Annotated in this window: 11 protein-coding genes and 9 pseudogenes; 9 read left to right on the top strand and 11 right to left on the bottom strand. The window is 43.2% G+C overall.

Annotated features, from left to right (window positions below; genetic code table 11):
• The first annotated feature begins 1 nt into the window (after nucleotide 1).
• Entirely contained in the window at nucleotides 2-430 is a 429-nt protein-coding gene (locus PKHYL_RS15515; RefSeq protein WP_290127464.1) for an MAPEG family protein, read from the top strand.
• A 49-nt stretch (nucleotides 431-479) separates the two neighbouring features.
• Here the strand turns inward: PKHYL_RS15515 and PKHYL_RS15510 are convergent.
• A pseudogene (locus tag PKHYL_RS15510) lies at nucleotides 480-1,481 on the bottom strand (tRNA dihydrouridine synthase).
• An 84-nt stretch (nucleotides 1,482-1,565) separates the two neighbouring features.
• Between PKHYL_RS15510 and PKHYL_RS15505 the strand changes: the two are divergent.
• Together PKHYL_RS15505 and PKHYL_RS15500 are read left to right on the top strand one after the other, a co-directional pair.
• Nucleotides 1,566-1,880 carry a hypothetical protein gene (locus PKHYL_RS15505; protein WP_240365549.1) on the top strand — a complete coding sequence of 105 codons (315 nt, stop codon included), beginning with the start codon at nucleotides 1,566-1,568 and terminating at the stop codon, nucleotides 1,878-1,880.
• A 116-nt stretch (nucleotides 1,881-1,996) separates the two neighbouring features.
• Entirely contained in the window at nucleotides 1,997-2,239 is a 243-nt protein-coding gene (locus tag PKHYL_RS15500; protein WP_093071238.1) for a hypothetical protein, read from the top strand.
• Between the two features lie 170 nt (nucleotides 2,240-2,409).
• Here PKHYL_RS15500 and PKHYL_RS15495 read toward each other — a convergent pair.
• The 6 genes and pseudogenes from PKHYL_RS15495 to PKHYL_RS15465 form a co-directional block, all read right to left on the bottom strand.
• Nucleotides 2,410-3,904 (bottom strand): annotated as a pseudogene (locus PKHYL_RS15495) (UvrD-helicase domain-containing protein).
• A gap of 162 nt (nucleotides 3,905-4,066) precedes the next feature.
• Nucleotides 4,067-4,954, bottom strand: coding sequence for a twin-arginine translocase subunit TatC (gene tatC / locus PKHYL_RS15490; RefSeq protein ID WP_071002826.1), 888 nt, complete (start codon nucleotides 4,952-4,954; stop codon nucleotides 4,067-4,069).
• A 3-nt stretch (nucleotides 4,955-4,957) separates the two neighbouring features.
• A pseudogene (gene tatB / locus PKHYL_RS18340) lies at nucleotides 4,958-5,615 on the bottom strand (Sec-independent protein translocase protein TatB).
• Between the two features lie 26 nt (nucleotides 5,616-5,641).
• Nucleotides 5,642-5,884 (bottom strand): Sec-independent protein translocase subunit TatA, encoded by a 243-nt coding sequence (gene tatA / locus PKHYL_RS15475; RefSeq protein WP_058023534.1) that lies wholly within the window; start codon nucleotides 5,882-5,884, stop codon nucleotides 5,642-5,644.
• A 204-nt stretch (nucleotides 5,885-6,088) separates the two neighbouring features.
• On the bottom strand, nucleotides 6,089-6,925 hold the full coding sequence (gene hisIE, locus PKHYL_RS15470; protein ID WP_071002827.1) for a bifunctional phosphoribosyl-AMP cyclohydrolase/phosphoribosyl-ATP diphosphatase HisIE: 837 nt from the start codon (nucleotides 6,923-6,925) through the stop codon (nucleotides 6,089-6,091).
• Between the two features lie 177 nt (nucleotides 6,926-7,102).
• Nucleotides 7,103-7,546, bottom strand: coding sequence for a thioesterase family protein (locus PKHYL_RS15465; RefSeq protein ID WP_071002828.1), 444 nt, complete (start codon nucleotides 7,544-7,546; stop codon nucleotides 7,103-7,105).
• A gap of 436 nt (nucleotides 7,547-7,982) precedes the next feature.
• On the opposite strand from PKHYL_RS15465, the gene rpmI reads away from it, so the two are divergent.
• The 5 genes and pseudogenes from rpmI to PKHYL_RS15440 all read left to right on the top strand — a co-directional run bounded on the left by rpmI (nucleotide 7,983) and on the right by PKHYL_RS15440 (nucleotide 13,089).
• On the top strand, nucleotides 7,983-8,180 hold the full coding sequence (gene rpmI / locus PKHYL_RS15460; RefSeq protein WP_058023536.1) for a 50S ribosomal protein L35: 198 nt from the start codon (nucleotides 7,983-7,985) through the stop codon (nucleotides 8,178-8,180).
• Nucleotides 8,181-8,315: 135 nt separating this feature from the next.
• A pseudogene (gene rplT / locus PKHYL_RS15455) lies at nucleotides 8,316-8,671 on the top strand (50S ribosomal protein L20).
• Between the two features lie 307 nt (nucleotides 8,672-8,978).
• A pseudogene (gene pheS, locus PKHYL_RS15450) lies at nucleotides 8,979-10,034 on the top strand (phenylalanine--tRNA ligase subunit alpha).
• Between the two features lie 102 nt (nucleotides 10,035-10,136).
• A pseudogene (gene pheT / locus PKHYL_RS15445) lies at nucleotides 10,137-12,543 on the top strand (phenylalanine--tRNA ligase subunit beta).
• Nucleotides 12,544-12,790: 247 nt separating this feature from the next.
• Nucleotides 12,791-13,089: pseudogene (locus PKHYL_RS15440) on the top strand (integration host factor subunit alpha).
• Nucleotides 13,090-13,270: 181 nt separating this feature from the next.
• On the opposite strand, the gene PKHYL_RS15435 reads toward PKHYL_RS15440, so the two are convergent.
• A complete protein-coding gene (locus tag PKHYL_RS15435; protein WP_071002831.1) occupies nucleotides 13,271-13,633 on the bottom strand; it encodes a hypothetical protein in 363 nt (120 codons plus the stop codon).
• 545 nt (nucleotides 13,634-14,178) lie between these two features.
• On the opposite strand from PKHYL_RS15435, the pseudogene ypfJ reads away from it, so the two are divergent.
• A pseudogene (ypfJ, locus tag PKHYL_RS15430) lies at nucleotides 14,179-15,068 on the top strand (KPN_02809 family neutral zinc metallopeptidase).
• A gap of 182 nt (nucleotides 15,069-15,250) precedes the next feature.
• Here the strand turns inward: ypfJ and PKHYL_RS15425 are convergent.
• The 3 genes and pseudogenes from PKHYL_RS15425 to trxA form a co-directional block, all read right to left on the bottom strand.
• The gene (locus tag PKHYL_RS15425) at nucleotides 15,251-15,478 is read right to left on the bottom strand and encodes a glycine zipper 2TM domain-containing protein (protein WP_058023542.1); all 228 of its coding nucleotides are present in this window, start codon (nucleotides 15,476-15,478) and stop codon (nucleotides 15,251-15,253) included.
• A gap of 318 nt (nucleotides 15,479-15,796) precedes the next feature.
• Nucleotides 15,797-17,064, bottom strand: a pseudogene (rho, locus tag PKHYL_RS15420) (transcription termination factor Rho).
• Nucleotides 17,065-17,586: 522 nt separating this feature from the next.
• Complete coding sequence (trxA, locus tag PKHYL_RS15415; protein WP_058023544.1) at nucleotides 17,587-17,913, bottom strand: thioredoxin; 327 nt, start codon at nucleotides 17,911-17,913, stop codon at nucleotides 17,587-17,589.
• Nucleotides 17,914-18,096 lie beyond the last annotated feature (183 nt).

The following is an 18,096-nucleotide window of genomic DNA, read 5'->3' as shown; positions in this document are numbered from 1 at the left end:
GATGATCAGTGCATTTTTTGACTTGGTTTCTGATAAAGTGGCGTCTGCCATCTGGGCAATGGTGGTAGCGAGCTTACTGCCATGGGCGGTATCAATAGTGGCAAAAGTATCTGGCGGCTTTAGGGTCAGAAATAATGCACATCCTCGCGATTTTTTTCAGCACACAACTGGAATGGCTGCACGTGCCAATGCTGCGCAGCAAAATAGCTATGAAACTCTGCCAGTGTTTTTGGCGGCCGTGTTGGTGGCCATGCTGTTCTTTGTACCACAATCGATCATTAATGTGTTGGCATGGCTGTATGTGATCATTCGAATTGGTTATTGCACCGCTTATATCACCAACTTATCGACGTTTCGCTCTATTCTCTGGGTGCTATCCATGGCATGCTATCTGATGCTGTTTTATCTGGCGATACGAGTCAGTGTATAGCGTTACCCGTCTATATTTACCAAGTAGACCACATATGATCAGGTGATTATTATTGTACGCTTGCTTGTAGTGCATTGATAATCACCGCTTTGTTTTTCTCTCGCTTGATACTTTCCCACACTGTTTGCGCCTCAGCATAGCCTTTGGTGAGCATCCCTAACCACTGTTTATAACGCCCAACCAATACCACATCATTCTTTGCCTCACCTTCCAAAAACTTAACTTGATGGGCGATCAAATCTTGCCATAGCAAGGTTGCCGTGTTTTTCCGCTGTCATCATGATTTTCAGTATAGTTATCGACTTGCGCAACCAAATCAGGTCGTGTGACTGCGCCGCGACCTAACATGAGATGTGACGTGCCTGCTTGCATCATACAGTCATTTGCTTGCGCTGCGCTCCATATCTCGCCATTGGCAATCACAGGAATATCAAGTGCATTAAAACTTTGGATTTTTGTCCCAATAGGCAGGCGGCTTATAACCTTGGGTTTTGGTGCGTGCATGGATAGTGAGCCAATCAGCGCCACTAGCAGCAATCGCGCCGCGAATGTCATCCATTCGGCTAGTATCGGTATAGCCTAGACGAATCTTAGCTGATACTGGTATGTCAGTGGGAACGGCTTGACGTACGGCACTGATAATCTGATACATGGTTTCAGGTTCATCTAACAATACAGAACCACCACGATGGCTATTGACCGTTTTTGCAGGACAGCCAAAGTTGATATCAATGGCAGGCGCACCAAGCTCGACAGCATAAGCAGCATTTTCTGCCATCAGCTGCGCGTCGCTACCCAAAAGCTGCACATGAATGGGCGTACCAGAAGCCGTTTTGGCATCGTGATGCAGCTCAGGCACGTATTTATAAAACACATGGGCCGGCAAGACATGCTGGGTGATACGAATAAACTCACTGACTGACCAATCATAGGGACGACCTAAGTCTGCTGCAATTTGCGTTAAGATTTGGCGCATTAGTGGGTCAGTCAAGCCCTCCATGGGGGCGAGGAGGCGGACGGGATTGGCAAATAGGTTTTCTGATAGAGGCATATATTCAAAGGACTGTTTTTAATAAATGTAAAATAATTTCATTCTAGTATTATAGTCCTTAATAAATTAAAACAGGACTTTATTATGTCTGAAATACGAGTAGAGTCAGTCAAAAGTATTCCGCTTTATAGTGTTGTACCGTTAATTAATCATATAAGTTATGATTCATGGTTATTAAGAGTGTCTTTATTCTTTTCAACTGAAGAAATACGGCAAATGGTGTACGTCGATTTCACTGATATTATTGGATTTAGAGTATTAGATAATGGAAACCTTGTTGAATTTTGGAATGATGATTGTCCGAACGGTTGGCTATGGGAGGTTAGCGATGGAGGTTGGTTCGACTTAGAAAAACAGCGAGAAGGATTTGTAACAGGTTATGTTGAAAAGACCTATTAACAGAGTATCTAGTAATCGGAACAGACGACTGTATTAGCATACTATCCTCTAGTACACCAAAAATTACTACAGTAAATACTCTACTTTAAAAATATATTAGCTACTTGGGATAAGATATGCACAATACGTTTAGAAGGTGGTTAGTAGAGCTAGAAGAGATGGTAGTGATATGTGCTGAAGATATTCATCAGGAAGCAGCGCAAAACATAGTTAGCTTTGGCGTTAACCAAGATCTACTTGTAGAGTGGAGCGAAGATTCTGTCATAGAGTTTATTGGTGAATGCGCTAATTTATATCATAGAAAAAGTGGTGTTTCAGAAATGCTATTTTATGCATGGTTCGATGAGCAAGCAGGATAAATCAGAATTTCTGCCGTTAGCCAGTCGCACAAAAAACTGCCTTTTAGATGCGAGCTAAATCAAGTGACTTTAAATGAACTGGTGAACGGAATCTATGCTGATGACTCTGACTTATATACAAAAGGTAAATTAGATGTATGGCAACAGAATATCTAAAAACCAAAACGACGTTAAGACCCAAAAATCACCTTCTTCCCTGTCTGTAATCCAGAGATCAAGTCTTTGATATTATGAATATCTAGATTACTCTGCGCCCGCGTACAAGCGACATAAAGCAAGCGCAGCTCTTCTGGAGTTATCTTGACCGCATTGGTCGTCACATCGTAGTAAAAATCATCATCTAGTTGTACTTTCCCCATTCAAGCCCTTTGGCTTTGTGCGCGGTAGAGATGACGTAATCCGCATTTTCGATACTAGTGAGACTATTGACCGCTTGGCTTAATACATTAGTCCCATGATCATCGACCAGTTTGACTAGTGTTTTGAGATCGCTACCCTCGTTGGTTTCAGCATACTCTTGTACATCGCCCCAATTATAAAAATAAGCCAGCTCGGGTACACCATAAGCCGATTTACCATTTTTTAAGTTTTCTGCTGCTTGACAGAATTTGAGCATGCGATCAGTATCTGCTTGTAGCGCTACACGGTGCCCGTGCTTTAACCCTGTCAACAATTGCGACATCGCCGCAGCATTGGTCCGGCATAAAATGGCGTCTTTTTACTGTGTACCATACCTTTATCAGTAGAAGACTGTTTGTTTGGATTGCCCTTTAGCGGTACATCTTCTTGCAGCGCTTTTAGTAAAGTATTGGCCACTTCTGCAATCGGCTCACCAAAGCGAAAGGATTGCGTTAATAACGTCTGTGGCAATGGCAGTTTTTTCATTGCATTCACAGCGCCGCGCCATTCATAAATCTGCTGGTGCGCATCGCCCACATAGATGACTTGTCTTGATTGCTGGGTCAAGATACCCATCATTAATGGATCAGCATCTTGCGCCTCGTCAAACAAAATAAAGTCCGCAGGGATGCTCGGCTTGGACAATGCCCACAGTTTGAGATAAATATCATGCCCTATGCCCGCAGGATGACGCGCATCGATCGACTGTAGCCAGCGCTGCTCAACGGCAGGGTAGAGAATCTCGCGTAATTGCTCGGCGTCTGAATCATCGAGCCAGCTTGGAAACAGTATGTGCCTTGGCGCAGGGTAGCTGGCATGTGTACTACAAAAATTACTCACTGCGTCACTGACGAATCGAGACAACCGTGCTGGTGTCAGCGTAATGTATTTATTAACCCCATCCATTTGCCGACGGACTTGCACAGGTTGCAAGCCCAAATCATCACCCAGACGCTTAGGTGAAAATCGCGGTAGAGATAGCTTGGCGGTAATATCACGCGCGACATGACGGTAGGCCAGCGAGTGAAAAGTGCGGCATTCTACATGCGGTGGAAACTTGGAACGAGCATCATTGGCAATCGCTTTGTTAAAGGCCAGATACAGTCCGCGACCTCGCAAGCGCTCACCGATTAGCTTGAGTGTCGTGGTCTTACCAGCGCCTGCGTACGCCACCACTTTAAATGATTTTTGGTCCATCGCCATATTCAGCGCGGCGAGCTGCTCATCAGTGGGATCGCTCATATAAGCTGGCATCGATGCGGACATAATAAAGCTACCTAAATACAAGAAGTGATTAAAAACACAGGGGGCAAAAAAAGCCACTGGATAAACAATGGCTCATAGATGGTGGTACTCAATCGTGACAATAAGCACTAAGCTTACGCGTGGGGCAAGAAGAAAACAAGATAAGTCAGACGGGTAAATGCTTTATTCTTTGACTGTTGATATCAGGTCAGTGCTAGGTTCTTCTTTGATCAAGATTTTAGCCAAAAATAACCCAAGCTCAAACAGTAACCACATCGGGATTGCTAGCATCAGCATCGATACCCCGTCAGGCGGCGTGACCACGGCAGCCACAGCAAAACAGCCCACAATGATATAACGACGCTTTTCCTCTAGACTCTGAATGGAGACAATCCCTGCCAATATCAATAGCAAGGTCACAACTGGAATCTCAAAGGTCAAGCCAAACACCATAAATAGCTTTAAAGCAAAACTCAGATAACTGTCGATATCGGTCATCGGTAGTACGTTTTGTGGGGCAAATAGAATAAAAAACTTTAAGACGCCTTTGAGCACAATAAAATAAGAAAACGCCACACCTGCATAAAACAAAAATATAGAAGACAGCAGCACTGGGATAGCGATTCTTTTTTCTTTTTTATATAAACCTGGCGCAACAAATGACCAAATTTGATAAAGGATATAAGGCATCGCCAAAAAGGCAGCAACAAAAACCGTCAAACGTATCGGTGCCATAAAGTTCGAGGTGATATCTGTGGCAATCATGGTCGAATTGGCAGGCAACTGTGCCACCAACGGATCTGATAAAAAGTTATACAGCTCACGTGAGTAACCGACCAATCCCAAAAATATGATCAAAACAGCCACGCATATTTTAATTAAATGGCGGCGTAGCTCAATCAAATGCTCAGTGATAGGCATATCGCCCAATGCGCTTAAAACATCCTCTGATGATTCATTTTGAGTGCTATCAGTTGTTGCTTTACCGTCTTGATTAATGCCATTTAAAGCAGGAATATCTGAATCAGTGAGTTTTTCTTGGCGGCTTTTCTTGCGTTTGAGTAGTTGCATCAGTCAGTCCCCCTGCTTATTATCAGAAGTCTGCGTACTTACCGAGCTATTTAGTAAGGTATCGGCTTTATAGTTCGGTAGATAAGGTGGCATTGGGAGGCGACGAGCTTTATCGTAAGCACCCAAACGGAACCACATATTTTCCCACGGTCGGGTATTAAGGATTTGAGTAACGGGCGCGGCCATATCACTATCATCATTGCTGTTACCGTGCTTTGATAACTGACCCTTCTCTAAAGTATCTTGGGGCTCGTCAGTTGCGTAAGAGTAGTCGAATGCTTTTGGTGTGGGTGATTGCTGATGGTTTTTTGTGCCGTCAGCTTTGTTATCTCTATCACTCGCTACCGCTTCATTCGAGGTTTTTATAGAATGGTTTTGTGAGCTTTCAAAAGCCTTCATATTGCCGCGCATCTCCGCCATCTCACGCCCTCATATCGGCTTCGGTTTGACGAATTTTGGCCAGCTCTTTTTGCATTTGTTGGCGTGTCTCAGCCAAGTCTAGCTCGGCCTCTATTTCAGACTGTAATGTGGAGACGGTGCGGCGAATTTTGGCATACCATTGCCCAGCCGTACGCGCTGCCTGTGGCAGTTTTTCTGGGCCCAAGACGATTAGGGCGATTACGCCAAAGAGAAGTAGTTCAGAAAACCCGATATCAAACATAATGGTCCGATGTCACTGTCTAGATGCTATACATTATGCTTGTCATCAACCTTAGTGGTTGTTGGGCGCTCGTCGGTATGGGCCGTGCCATCATGGTCAAGCACCACGCGTTTTTTGGCATGCTCTGTATTTTCATCTTTGACCGCTTCTTTAAAGCCTTTAACCGCACTGCCCAAATCTTTGCCAGCGTTTTTTAGTTTTGCAGTGCCAAACACGACAACGACGACGACCAATAGTATCAGCCAATGCGTAATAGAAAAACTACCCATAATGGTATCCTTGTGACCTGGTTTTGTGATTTGATTTTCAGTCTTCATATGTCTGCTTTGAATTGATAAAAGAGTTATGTATCAAAAAAAGCATCACATATAATGCGAGATAAAACAGAGCTATATTATAACCCGCAGTTATTACAAATAGGTGAAATCAACAATAATCAAACAGGGTCGATGCTTTTTTTTGTATCTTAATAACTATCTAGCCGCTTTTTCGTCGATACCTGATAAGCCAAACCGTCTACCTAGCTCATTTAGTACAGCGTCTGATTCTATGTCAAACCATGCCAGTCCGACTAAAGTATGGAACCAGACATCTGCCACTTCATAGATCAGCTCGTGGCGCGCCGCCTCAAAAGCAGCTTTGTCTTTATTTTCATCACAGTGAGCAAAATCTTTGGCAGCAATGATGCTCTCTGTACTCTCTTCACCGACTTTTTCTAATATTTTATTCAAGCCTTTGGCGTATAGGCTGGCGACATAAGAGCTGTTGGCATCGGCTTGTTTGCGCTCTGCCAATACCTGATCGAGCTGTTGTAGCACAGAGCCTTTATCGACTTGCGCTTGAGTGTTATTAGAGTCGATGGTCGCGCTAGCATTTTCGTTTTCAGCATTGGTGCTAGCAGATTTGTCAGAATGATAAATCTCCGCAGGGTCTTTCAATACTTTATCGACTGTCTGCCATTCAGGTGTTTGGCCTGATAGATCTAAACGCTGATAAAAACAAGACTCACGGCCTGTATGACAAGCAATACCGCCCGCTTGAGTCACGCTTAGCACAATCACGTCTGCGTCACAGTCTAGACGAATATCGTGGACGGTTTGCGTATGACCTGATGATTCGCCTTTGTGCCACAATTTGCCACGTGAACGCGAAAAATAAACCGCGGTCTGCGTTTGTACGGTGAGCTGTAATGCGTCTGCATTCATCCAAGCCATCATCAAAATACGGCCTGACTTGTGATCTTGAGCAATTGCAGGAATCAAACCATCAGCATTAAAAGTTATGGCAGTCAGCCAAGCAGGTAGAGTCATAATGTATGTATCGTCTTATAGTTAGAAAGAGTAAAAATATCAATAAGTAATTATACTACTTATGATTGGAGCGAGTTATGATTAGAGCGAGGAGATTGTCTAAAATGCTCTGAAATATGATGTCATATGAAAGCTGCGCGAGCATTAAAATGAGAAAGGTGATATTGACTCGCTATTTTACAGCCTAAATAAATGAGGATATAGAGCCTCTTTGGTCGTGTTATCGTGCTTAATCACTTTATTGAGATTAAAATCATAATTTCTAAAATGTTGTCTTGCTTTGGCGACCACTTCACCTGTGTGCATACGTGTGATCTTTATCACGATGCTACCGCCATTATCATATATTGGCTCAACACCGACTTCAAACAAAAGCTCTTCGCATACTCGTATACGACTCAAAATAACCAACTGCAATGTATCAATAATTAAGCCCTGGTTATCTGAATTGATTCCTTTAATACCTTTAGCGTGTAGAAATCTTAGTCGCGCTTCGGACAGAAGGGCAGTCAGAGATTCGATGGTCACATGCTGTCCCAAGTCGATTTCGGTATGACGCACGCACATCACTGTCTCAAAAACAAATAAATAATCCTCAAATACCAACTCTTGCTTTGACACACTATCTCCTAAAGTGGTGGCAAACAATTATGCTACTTATCATGCGATAGGTTGGCAGAATCATAATAACGATGAACAAATAAAAGGCTGTATACACTTGATAAATGAGTGTGCTTTCATGACACTCATATTATGATGTAACTTAAGTATCTACTTAAGCACAGCTTCAGCTGACATTCAATCTATTTGGATGAAAATTGACCATTTTTATGAGGGTTTTTAAGAGATGCGCTGTAGCGCTACTCATGCTGGCTAACGAGTCTTTATTTCCAAGTAAAGGTTAACCAAAACTTTACTTGGCAAAACAAGGCACTATCTGCTAAAATACCGCCTCCCACCTCGAGGCAAATAGAGGTTTAGTGGTTATTTATATAGCGATTATTCGGTATGACTATTTGACGACCAGGTTCTAAAACAGAAAAAGAGGCAAATCATCATGAAAGTTAAGATGAAAACCAGAAGCGGTGCCGCTAAACGCTTCAAAAAAACAGCAAATGGCTTTAAACGTAAGCAAGCATTCAAAAGCCATATTTTGACCAAGAAATCACCTAAGCGTATTCGCCAGTTGCGTGGTCTTAAGTTGGTACATAAATCTGACGAAGCAGCCATTCGTCGTATGTGCCCATACATCTAATAGCCTACTGTCATCTATCTTTGATTGAAAACTATCTGATGAAATGATAGTTGACTTTGCAATCTGACAATGATGTTTGTTATTTGACAGCATCATCACTCGCTTAACAGTGATTACAAAATCTTGGAGTAAATTATGGCCCGTGTAAAACGTGGTGTACAGGCAAATCGCCGTCACAAAAAAATCTTAAAACGCGCAAAGGCTACTACGGTGCCCGTTCACGTGTTTACCGCGTAGCGGTACAGGCAGTGACCAAAGCTGGTCAATATGCTTATCGTGACCGTCGCAACAAAAAACGTACTTTCCGTCGTCTTTGGATTGCACGTATCAATGCTGGTGCACGCTTAAATGGTTTGAGCTATAGCCGCTTTATCAATGGCTTGAAAAAAGCAAACATCGCAATCGATCGTCGCGTTCTAGCAGACATCGCTATGCATGATGCAGCGACTTTCACAGCATTGGTCGAAAAAGCAAAAGCGGAACTAGCATAAATATTAACTACTCTTTAGAGATTAAGTAGATATAAAATTTATCTAAGTAAGCGTCTAAACGAATAGAACTAATATTGATTAATAGTACGATATTAATAAAAGCTACCGCTGGTCGGTGGCTTTTTTTATTTTAAATTATGGTGTATTTACTTAGTCTGAGTGGATACCAGCACCTGCTCTTTATCTGTCTAAATATTCAAGCCTTTTAGACCACTTATCTTTATGAAGATAACGGGATAAATGGTTTGCAATATTTGGTCAAATCCCTACAATTAATAGTCCGTTCAAATCAGGAATAATGCGTCTTATGACTAACCCTGCTGCTACCAACGACTTGTCGGCGCTACCGACCTTGTCTTCAGAGCTAAACGAGCTCAATGAAGCTCAGCTTACCGACTTTGCGAGTGCTGCTGAAGCTTTGATTCTACAAGTAACTGATGCGCGTACCTTGCAAGACTTGCGTGTGCAATTGACTGGCAAAAAAAGCCCATTGACTGGCTGGTCAAAGCAGATGGGCAAACTCGATGCTGATGATAAAAAAACCTACGGTGGCTGGTTGCACGAGGTGCGTAGCCGCATTCAGCAAGCGCTGAGCGATCAACAGCAGCAGTTAGAAGTCGCCGCGCTCAACGCTAAGCTAGAAGCAGAGAGCATTGATATTACTCTTCCTGCTCGCGGTGGTCAAAAGGCCATCTGCATCCCGTGACGATGATTACTCAGCGTATGCAGCAGTACTTTATTCAAGCGGGCTTCAATGTTGCCACCGGCCCTGAAGTTGAGAGCGATTACTATAACTTTGAAGCGTTGAATATCCCGTCGCACCATCCTGCGCGCGCGATGCATGATACATTCTATTTCGATGCGCATTATCTACTGCGTACGCATACCAGCCCAGTGCAGATTCGTACCATGGAAAAGAACGAGCCACCGATTCGCATCATTTGCCCAGGCCGTGTTTATCGTAACGACTCAGACCAAACCCACTCTCCGATGTTCCATCAGCTAGAAGGCCTTATGGTCACAGAGTCGAGCACTTTTGCTGAGCTAAAAGGTCTGATTAGTGAGTTTCTAGAAGCATTTTTTGCCAAAGAGCTGACCGTGCGTTTCCGTCCTTCATTTTTCCCATTCACTGAGCCGTCTGCAGAAGTAGATATCTTAGATGATAACGGCAAGTGGCTTTGAAGTGATGGGCTGCGGTATGGTACATCCACAAGTATTGACCAATTGCGGTATTGACAGCGATAAATACACAGGCTTTGCATTTGGTATGGGTATCGAGCGCTTTGCGATGTTGTATTACGGTATTGATGACTTACGTTTGTTTTTCCAAAATGACGTGCGCTTCTTAAAGCAATTTGGCTAACGTGCTTTTGTTGATATAAAAGTGCTCCTTGTTAATACAACAAGTTAATTTGCCAAGCTTTACTCCAACATCTTTATTATAAAATTCTGATCCGAGATATTTATGAAAATTAGCGAACAGTGGCTACGTCAATGGGTAAACCCCAAAAATACCAGCGAACAGTTGGCTGAACAGCTGACCATGGCAGGGCTTGAAATTGATGACCGTTACGCAGTTGCCCGTGCATTTAGCGGTGTGGTCATCGGTGAAGTTATCAGCGTTGAGCCGCATCCAGATGCAGACAAACTGCGTGTCACGCAGGTAAATATTGGCGACGCTGAGCCGCTGCAAATTGTCTGCGGCGCACCTAATGTGACCGTCGGTATGAAAGCACCGGTTGCTACCGTTGGTGCGATACTACCAAGCGATGACGCAAAAGGTTTTAAGATTAAGAAAAGCAAGCTACGCGGTGTTGCCTCAAACGGCATGCTATGCGGCGCCTCTGAAATTGACTTGGTAGATGATATAGATGGACTGCTTGAGTTGCCTGAAGATGCACCAGTTGGTACCGATATCCGTGAGTATTTAGGTCTAGATAATCAGATATTAGATATCTCTATCACCCCAAACCGTGGTGATTGCTTTAGCGTTCGCGGTATCGCTCGCGAGATTTCAGTCATCAATGACTTGCCTTTACAGTTGCCAGAGATTCCTGACAATGTCGTCGCTTCTGATAATGGTGCAACGCCCGCTGTCACTGTTGATGCGGTAGAGGCGTGCCCTCGCTATCTGTTGCAATCGATTAGCAATATTGATCGTAGCATTGAGACACCAAAATGGATGCAAGATGCATTGGTACAGTCAGGACTACGTTCACACAACTTCTTGGTCGATGTGACCAACTATGTGCTCTTGGAGCTGGGTCAACCGCTACACGCTTTTGATGCCGATACCATCGAAGGTGATATTGTTGTGCGTTTGGCACAGCCTGATGAAACTCATTACTTTGCTCAACGAGCAAACGGTTACGCTAACCGGTGATGAGCTTGTGATTGCTGATGACAAAGGTGCCTTGGCACTGGCTGGCATTATGGGTGGTCAGCGTAGCAGTGTCACCGATAGTACGACCAATATCGTGGTAGAAAGCGCTTTCTTTAATCAACTGGCTATCGCTGCGCGCGCACGCCGTTTTGGATTGCATACGGATGCATCACAGCGTTTTGAGCGTGGGGTCGATTTTGAATTGCCGAAACTTGCCTTGGCACGAGCTTGTGACTTGATCACAAGCATCACGGGCGGCGAAGCAGGACAAATAGTCACGGCCGAAAACCTTGAGCATCTGCCAGCACGCGAACCGATCACATTGCCAATCGCGAAAGTACGTGATGTTATTGGTATTGATATCGAGCCATCAGAGATGGTGCGTATCTTAACTCAATTAGGTTTTGAGGTAGAGCAGCAAAACGACGCATTGATTTGTAAGCCGCCGTCTTACCGTTTTGATATGAGTATCCGCGAGGATCTCATCGAAGAAATTGCCCGTATCTATGGCTATGACAATATTCCAAGCGTATTGCCATATTTGCAAGTCAGCATGGATTATGACGATACTGCAGATTTGACTCATGGGATGAAGCTAGCACTGGTTGATAACGGTTATATGGAAGCCATCAGCTTTAGCTTTAGTGGTGCAAAATTAGAAGCATTGCTTGATGATGAAGCGCTAGGGGAGGTGTTGGCACTGGCAAACCCTATCTCTAGTGATTTGGCGGTCATGCGTCGTACCTTGCTGTCAAGTTTACTGCCTTGCGTGCAATATAACTTGAATCGTCAGCAGCCACGCGTACGTTTCTTTGAGACGGGTCTTAGCTTTGTTGGACAAAGTATCAGTGATTTGGTGCAAACCCCAAGCATTGCATTGGTCGCAGTGGGTGATGTATGGAGTGAGCAGGCTTATCAAAACAGCGTCTTAGATTTTTATGATCTCAAACATGATATTGAACAGTTATTACCAGCGCAGATCGATAGCGCCCGTATTCGCTATGAGCGTAGTGCGCTGAGCTTCCTGCATCCAGGACAAAGCGCTGAGTTATATATCGATGATATCTATGTTGGTTGGTTGGGTCAGCTACATCCAAATACTGCTAAGCAGTTGGATCTGCCAACGACATGGGTTGCCCAATTGTCACTGGCACCGCTATTGACGCTTGCTCGTGAGCAGCATTCGATTACGACGCCTAGCAAGTTCCCACAAGTGCGCCGTGATATTGCTATTTTAGTAGACAGCGATATCAGTTTGCAGACTTTAGAGTCAACGGTACGAGCTGCGGCAGGTGATTTGTTGACTGATCTGTGGCTATTTGATGTGTATCAAGGCGATAAAGTACCGACTGGTCAGCGCTCATTGGCGTTTGCACTTGTATGGCAAGATGCTACACAAACCCTATCGGATGAAGCTGTAAAAACTGCCACTGATAAGGTTGTACAGGCATTAACGGATCAACACGCAGTCCAGTTACGTGACAGCTAATATTTAGTCTTTTAAAGACCCAATGCTCTATAGCCTCTTCAGTTATGAGGCTATGGAGCATTGCTATTCGTAAAAACTATTATTTATAACCCTTTTATTTGTAAAATAAGTTAAGTCATTATTAATAAAGGATTTTAATGTATAGTTTATTAAAAACTACTCAAAAAACCTTTATAATAATTAGACTTAACCCTCATACCGCTAAACCATGATATTCGACATCACGACATAGTATAGGAGTCGTACTGTGAGCACCTTAACCAAATCTGACATGATTGAGCACTTAATGAGTCATCTAAATCTGACACGCCAAGAAGGTCGCTGTCTGGTGGAGAACTTTTTGATGAGCTGTCAGATAGTTTGATTGATGGCAAAGAGGTCAAGCTTTCAGGCTTTGGCAACTTTGAGCTTAAAGACAAAAACAGCCGTCCAGGCCGCAATCCAAAGACAGGAGAGCCTGTCGCCGTATCCACGCGCCGCGTGGTGACGTTCAAGACAGGACAAAAATTTCGTCAGAAAGTTGATGAGCGTTTATTCGATACTTAATGCGTTATTGAGTATGACAGCTTGCTTGTTTTCGCTATAGCCTTGTAAAACTATTGGCTTGTATAGCCAATAAATACCAAGTATGGTTATAAGTAACTAACTGTCATAAATTGCAGGCATAAAAAAAGAGAGCATAGGCTCTCTTTTTTTATTACCGTTTATTTATTGTATGAACAATAAATTACTGAGCTGGCTCTTCAACAACAACTTCGTCAGAAGCGTCAACAGCAGCAGTATCAGTTTCGCTAGCTACGTCAACGCTAGTAGTAGTACCGTCTACAGGAACTTCAGCGTCCATTTCGTCAGTAGCAGTTGCAACTTGAGCGTCAGCGATGTCAGCTTCAGCGTCAGCAACAGCAGCGTCAGCATCAGCAGGGATAGCTTCACCGTCAGCAGCGCCTTCAGCTAGCTCTTCTTGTGCGTCTTGCACTTCTTCTTGCGCGTCAGATAGATCTTCAGCAGCGTTTTCTTTGTTGCTGTCACAGGCAGTTAGGCCCATAGTTGCAGTCATGATACCAGCTAGAGCAAGTAATTTAAGTTTCATAAGATTTTCTCCGGAAAAATGAAATGAGCAGTAGCAGCAACAAAGGACGAATTCCGAGGTTTCTCAGAATTCAATTAGTCTTAGTTACAGCTACTCAGCTTCCACGCATTCTATATGTTTTATATGAAAATGGAAATAGGGTTGTACAATTAAGTAACAATAATATTTAAAATAATATTTTACTTCATCTGTTCGATAGTATTTTTAATACAACAAACCTGATTAATCGACGTATAATCAATGACATCAGACTGTTACGGCACAATATGCAGTCCTACTTTTGGTTGTAATTTAACGTATTTATGGTGTTTGGTTAAGTAAAATTAGAGTCGATTGTCTCGTCTAATGAGGCACAAGTACGCCATTAATATGGGACAAGTAAATATGGGACAAATAAGCCATGATAATTAGCGCTATTTATATTAAGAAAAATTGCTTGTGAGTGAGCAAACCAAAAATCAAATCAACGTATTGAGCGGCTTACTGTACAACATGAATAATGAACAATACGAGTGATTATATCTCGTATATTTGAGGAATAAACTATGAAATGGCAAGGCAGACGAGGCAGTTCTAATGTTCGCTCTAGTACGGGCGGCGGCAAAATGATAGGTGGTGGTATTGGCGGTATCATTATCGCAGGTATTTTATGGCTGGTATTTGGGGTAAATCCTATGACTGCGCTGCAAACAGGTCAGGTAATCGCTGGTGGTGGTAGTAATGGAACTTCCAGCGAACCTGCGATAAGTGAAGATCGAGATACCCAGTTTGTCAAAGTTGTGCTGGCGGATACTGAAGAGGTCTGGCATCAGATATTTAACGAAGCGGGTAGTACTTATAAAGAGCCCTCGCTAATTCTGTTCAATGGTCAAGTAAATTCGGCGTGCGGTAGTGCCAGCGCGGCGACAGGGCCTTTTATTGTCCAGGTGATCAAACGGTCTATTTAGACACATCATTTTTTGTGGAGATGCGTCAAAATCTGGGTATCGCAGGGGATCAGCAAGGCTCTGGGACTCAGGAAAACCAAGGTAAAGCGGGGGATTTTGCGCAGGCTTATGTTATCGCACATGAGGTGGGTCATCATGTTCAGACGCTACTAGGTATTAGTCAGCAGGTCAATGAAGCCCGTCGGCAAGTGACCCAAGCACAATCCAATAAGTTGTCAGTGTTACAAGAGCTGCAGGCAGATTGCTTTGCTGGCGTTTGGGCGCAGCGTAACCAAGAGCGTGTACAGTTTTTAGAAGCGGGTGATATTGATGAGGCTATTAATGCTGCCGGTCAGATCGGCGATGATCGATTGGCACAGGCGAGTGGTAGAGCGGTTGCGCCTGATAACTTTACGCATGGTACCAGTCAACAGCGTGTTGAGTGGTTCACTCGGGGCTTAGAGAGCGGTAATGTACAATCTTGCGATACCTTTAGTGGTGCGCTTTAAAAGTAAGATTATTTTTTGCAAATCCGCCTACGGGTTATCAGTACAACAATAACGGGTTGTCAGTACAATAATAGCCATGCAAAAGTTGATATAAAAAAGCCTGCAATCAATTGCAGGCTTTTTTATTATCTTCTATCTGATATGACTCAACGCATTATTAAGAAATATCAGTGTAGAAGTTTTTAGTTGTTATCAAGCACATAACCACCAGCGCCGCCAATAGCTGCACCAGCCAATGCGCCACGAGCGATGTCTTTGCTGTCGCCTTTACTTCTGATAAGTGCACCAGCTGCGGCACCTGCTGTTGCGCCTTTAGCGGTATTGCTCATACCACCATATGAATTACAACCAGTCATGATGAGTGCTGAGCTCGTAATTGCTGTCATTGCGATCGTTTTAGCAAATTTCATATTATCACCTATTTATTCGTCAAGTTTGAAATATAATACCTTTAAAAAAACAATGTCCATGATATTTTCAAATATATTCCTGCTGTCTGCCATAATAGTGGGTTAGCAGATAGTTAGTCGTAGTAAAAACGCTAAACTTTGCAAACGACATGTAATTGATGTTGCCGCACTGTATCATAAAACGGGTACTTGCTTATATGAGGTACTTAGCGCAAAAATAGGTAGGCGAGTATTTTGGCAATCGGAAATAAAAAAGACCACCGAACGGCAGTCTTTATATCAAGCAAACAATGGCATGCTTGGAAAAATATGCGTAAATTAGTTCTGTGATTTGCGTTTCATTTGCTCAAAGAACTCGTCATTGGTTTTCGCTTCTTTGAGACGATCTAACAAGAATTCAGTAGCTTGGACGCCATCCATCGGCTGCAGCAGTTTACGTAAAATCCAGACTTTACGTAGTTTATCTTCGTCCAACAAGCGCTCTTCGCGGCGTGTGCCTGATTTTTGATATTGATTGCAGGGAAGACACGTTTTTCGGCCAAGTCGCGCTCAAGGGTGATTTCTTGGTTGCCCGTTCCTTTGAATTCCTCAAAGATCACGCTGTCCATCTTACTACCAGTATCAATCAGCGCACTGGCAATAATCGTCAAGCTGCCACCTTCTTCGACATTACGCGCAGCGCCAAAGAAACGCTTTGGACGCTCAAGCGCATTGGCATCCAAACCACCGGTCAATACTTTGCCTGATGATGGTATAACGGTGTTATAGGCACGTGCCAGACGAGTGATCGAGTCTAATAAAATCACCACATCTTGCTTATGCTCGACCAGACGTTTGGCTTTTTCGATGACCATCTCAGCCACCTGTACGTGACGCTGAGGTGGCTCATCAAAGGTAGAGGCAACGACTTCACCGCGCACGGTACGCTCCATCTCGGTGACTTCCTCTGGACGCTCATCAATCAACAGGACGATTAAGTAGCATTCAGGATTATTGCGAGTGATGGACTGAGCAATAGATTGCAATAACATCGTTTTACCCGCTTTTGGCGGTGCGACAATAATAGAGCGCTGACCTTTACCAATTGGTGCGATCAAATCAATGATACGCCCTGTCAGATCTTCAGTAGTACCATTACCAAGCTCAAGCTTTAGCTGCTCAGTAGGGAATAGCGGTGTTAGGTTCTCAAAAATCAGCTTATGACGTGAGCGATCTGGCGTATCAAAGTTGATTTCACCAACTTTTAGTAGCGCAAAATAACGCTCAGAATCTTTTGGTGGGCGAATCGTACCAGCGATACTGTCGCCCGTTTTTAAGCTGAAGCGGCGAATTTGACTAGGGCTGACATAGATGTCATCAGGACCTGCTAGATAAGAGCCTTCTGATGAGCGTAAAAAGCCAAAACCATCAGGAAGAACCTCAAGCACACCGTCACCATAGATGGCCTCACCGTTGCGGGCATGGGTTTTTAAGATAGCAAAGATAATGTCTTGTTTACGGCTACGCGCCATGTTATCAAGACCCATTTCCTTGGCAATAGCCAACAGCTCAGAGATTGATTTTTTCTTTAATTCAGTTAGATTCATAGATAGGTCATTAGCAATTGATCAGATGAGAGATGCCATTAGCAGCACAAGTCACGACAATGAGTAAAACGACAGTAATATGATGATAGAAGGTATTTGTACAGCGCAATGGCTTATGTAGTGTTGGTATTGCATGTCTGCTTATAGACGCATTGCTATCGCTGGATGCAAGGTCATAAGAATTAGGAATAAAAAGGCTACATAAGAGTCTGCGTCAAAAACTCAATATCAGTCATTGCGTTTAGTCATTTCGTTTAGCAATGGTGTTTATAATGACGATTGTGTTTTTGTTGATAAACACGAGGAGAATAGCGACAAGATACTAGGAAAACAGATGGTTTTCTCTTGTCAGCAGACTATACGGTCTTCACAATAGCGTTGTCAATAAATTTTGCCAAAAATTCGTATAATCAAGTTTTTGCACAAAAACAAAGCAAAAAAGCCATTATCGTTATCAGATAATGGCCTTCTTTATCGATTTAGCTCATTGATTCAAAAAACTTTGAAATGATAACATTCAACTTATAAATGCTTGTCCAATACTTTGGCCAATTCAGCTTTTGGCTGTAGACCCATCACTGAATCTACTTTTTCGCCGTCTTTGAAGACAAATAAAGTTGGGATGTTGCGGATACCAAAACGGCTCGCTGCTTGTGGGTTGTTATCCACGTCAACTTTAACGATCTTAACTTTACCTTGGTACTCAGTCGCTAAATCTTCTAAAATAGGCGCAATCGCTTTACAAGGACCACACCAAGTTGCCCAAAAATCTACCAATACAGGAAGATCTGATTCTAGAACGTCTTGGTCAAAGTTTGTGTCGGTAGTATTAACAATAAGGTCTGACATAATTTTATCTCTCTTGTTTTATTTATTCTGTCACCACACACCAGCTGTCATATTTATCTAATAATAAGTGGGTCAGTGGTCAAAGAATCGTTTAGAAGTGGTGAAAATGTGCCATTATATTAACATGTTTGCTCAGTCTTGACAGATTCAGGCTGGTTAAATTGTTCAACAATTACGATTAGC

Source organism: Psychrobacter sp. KH172YL61 (assembly GCF_007182895.1).
Lineage (GTDB): Bacteria > Pseudomonadota > Gammaproteobacteria > Pseudomonadales > Moraxellaceae > Psychrobacter > Psychrobacter pacificensis.
The sequence above is the reverse complement of the archived record's forward strand: the minus strand, read 5'-3'. Positions and strand labels throughout refer to the sequence as shown.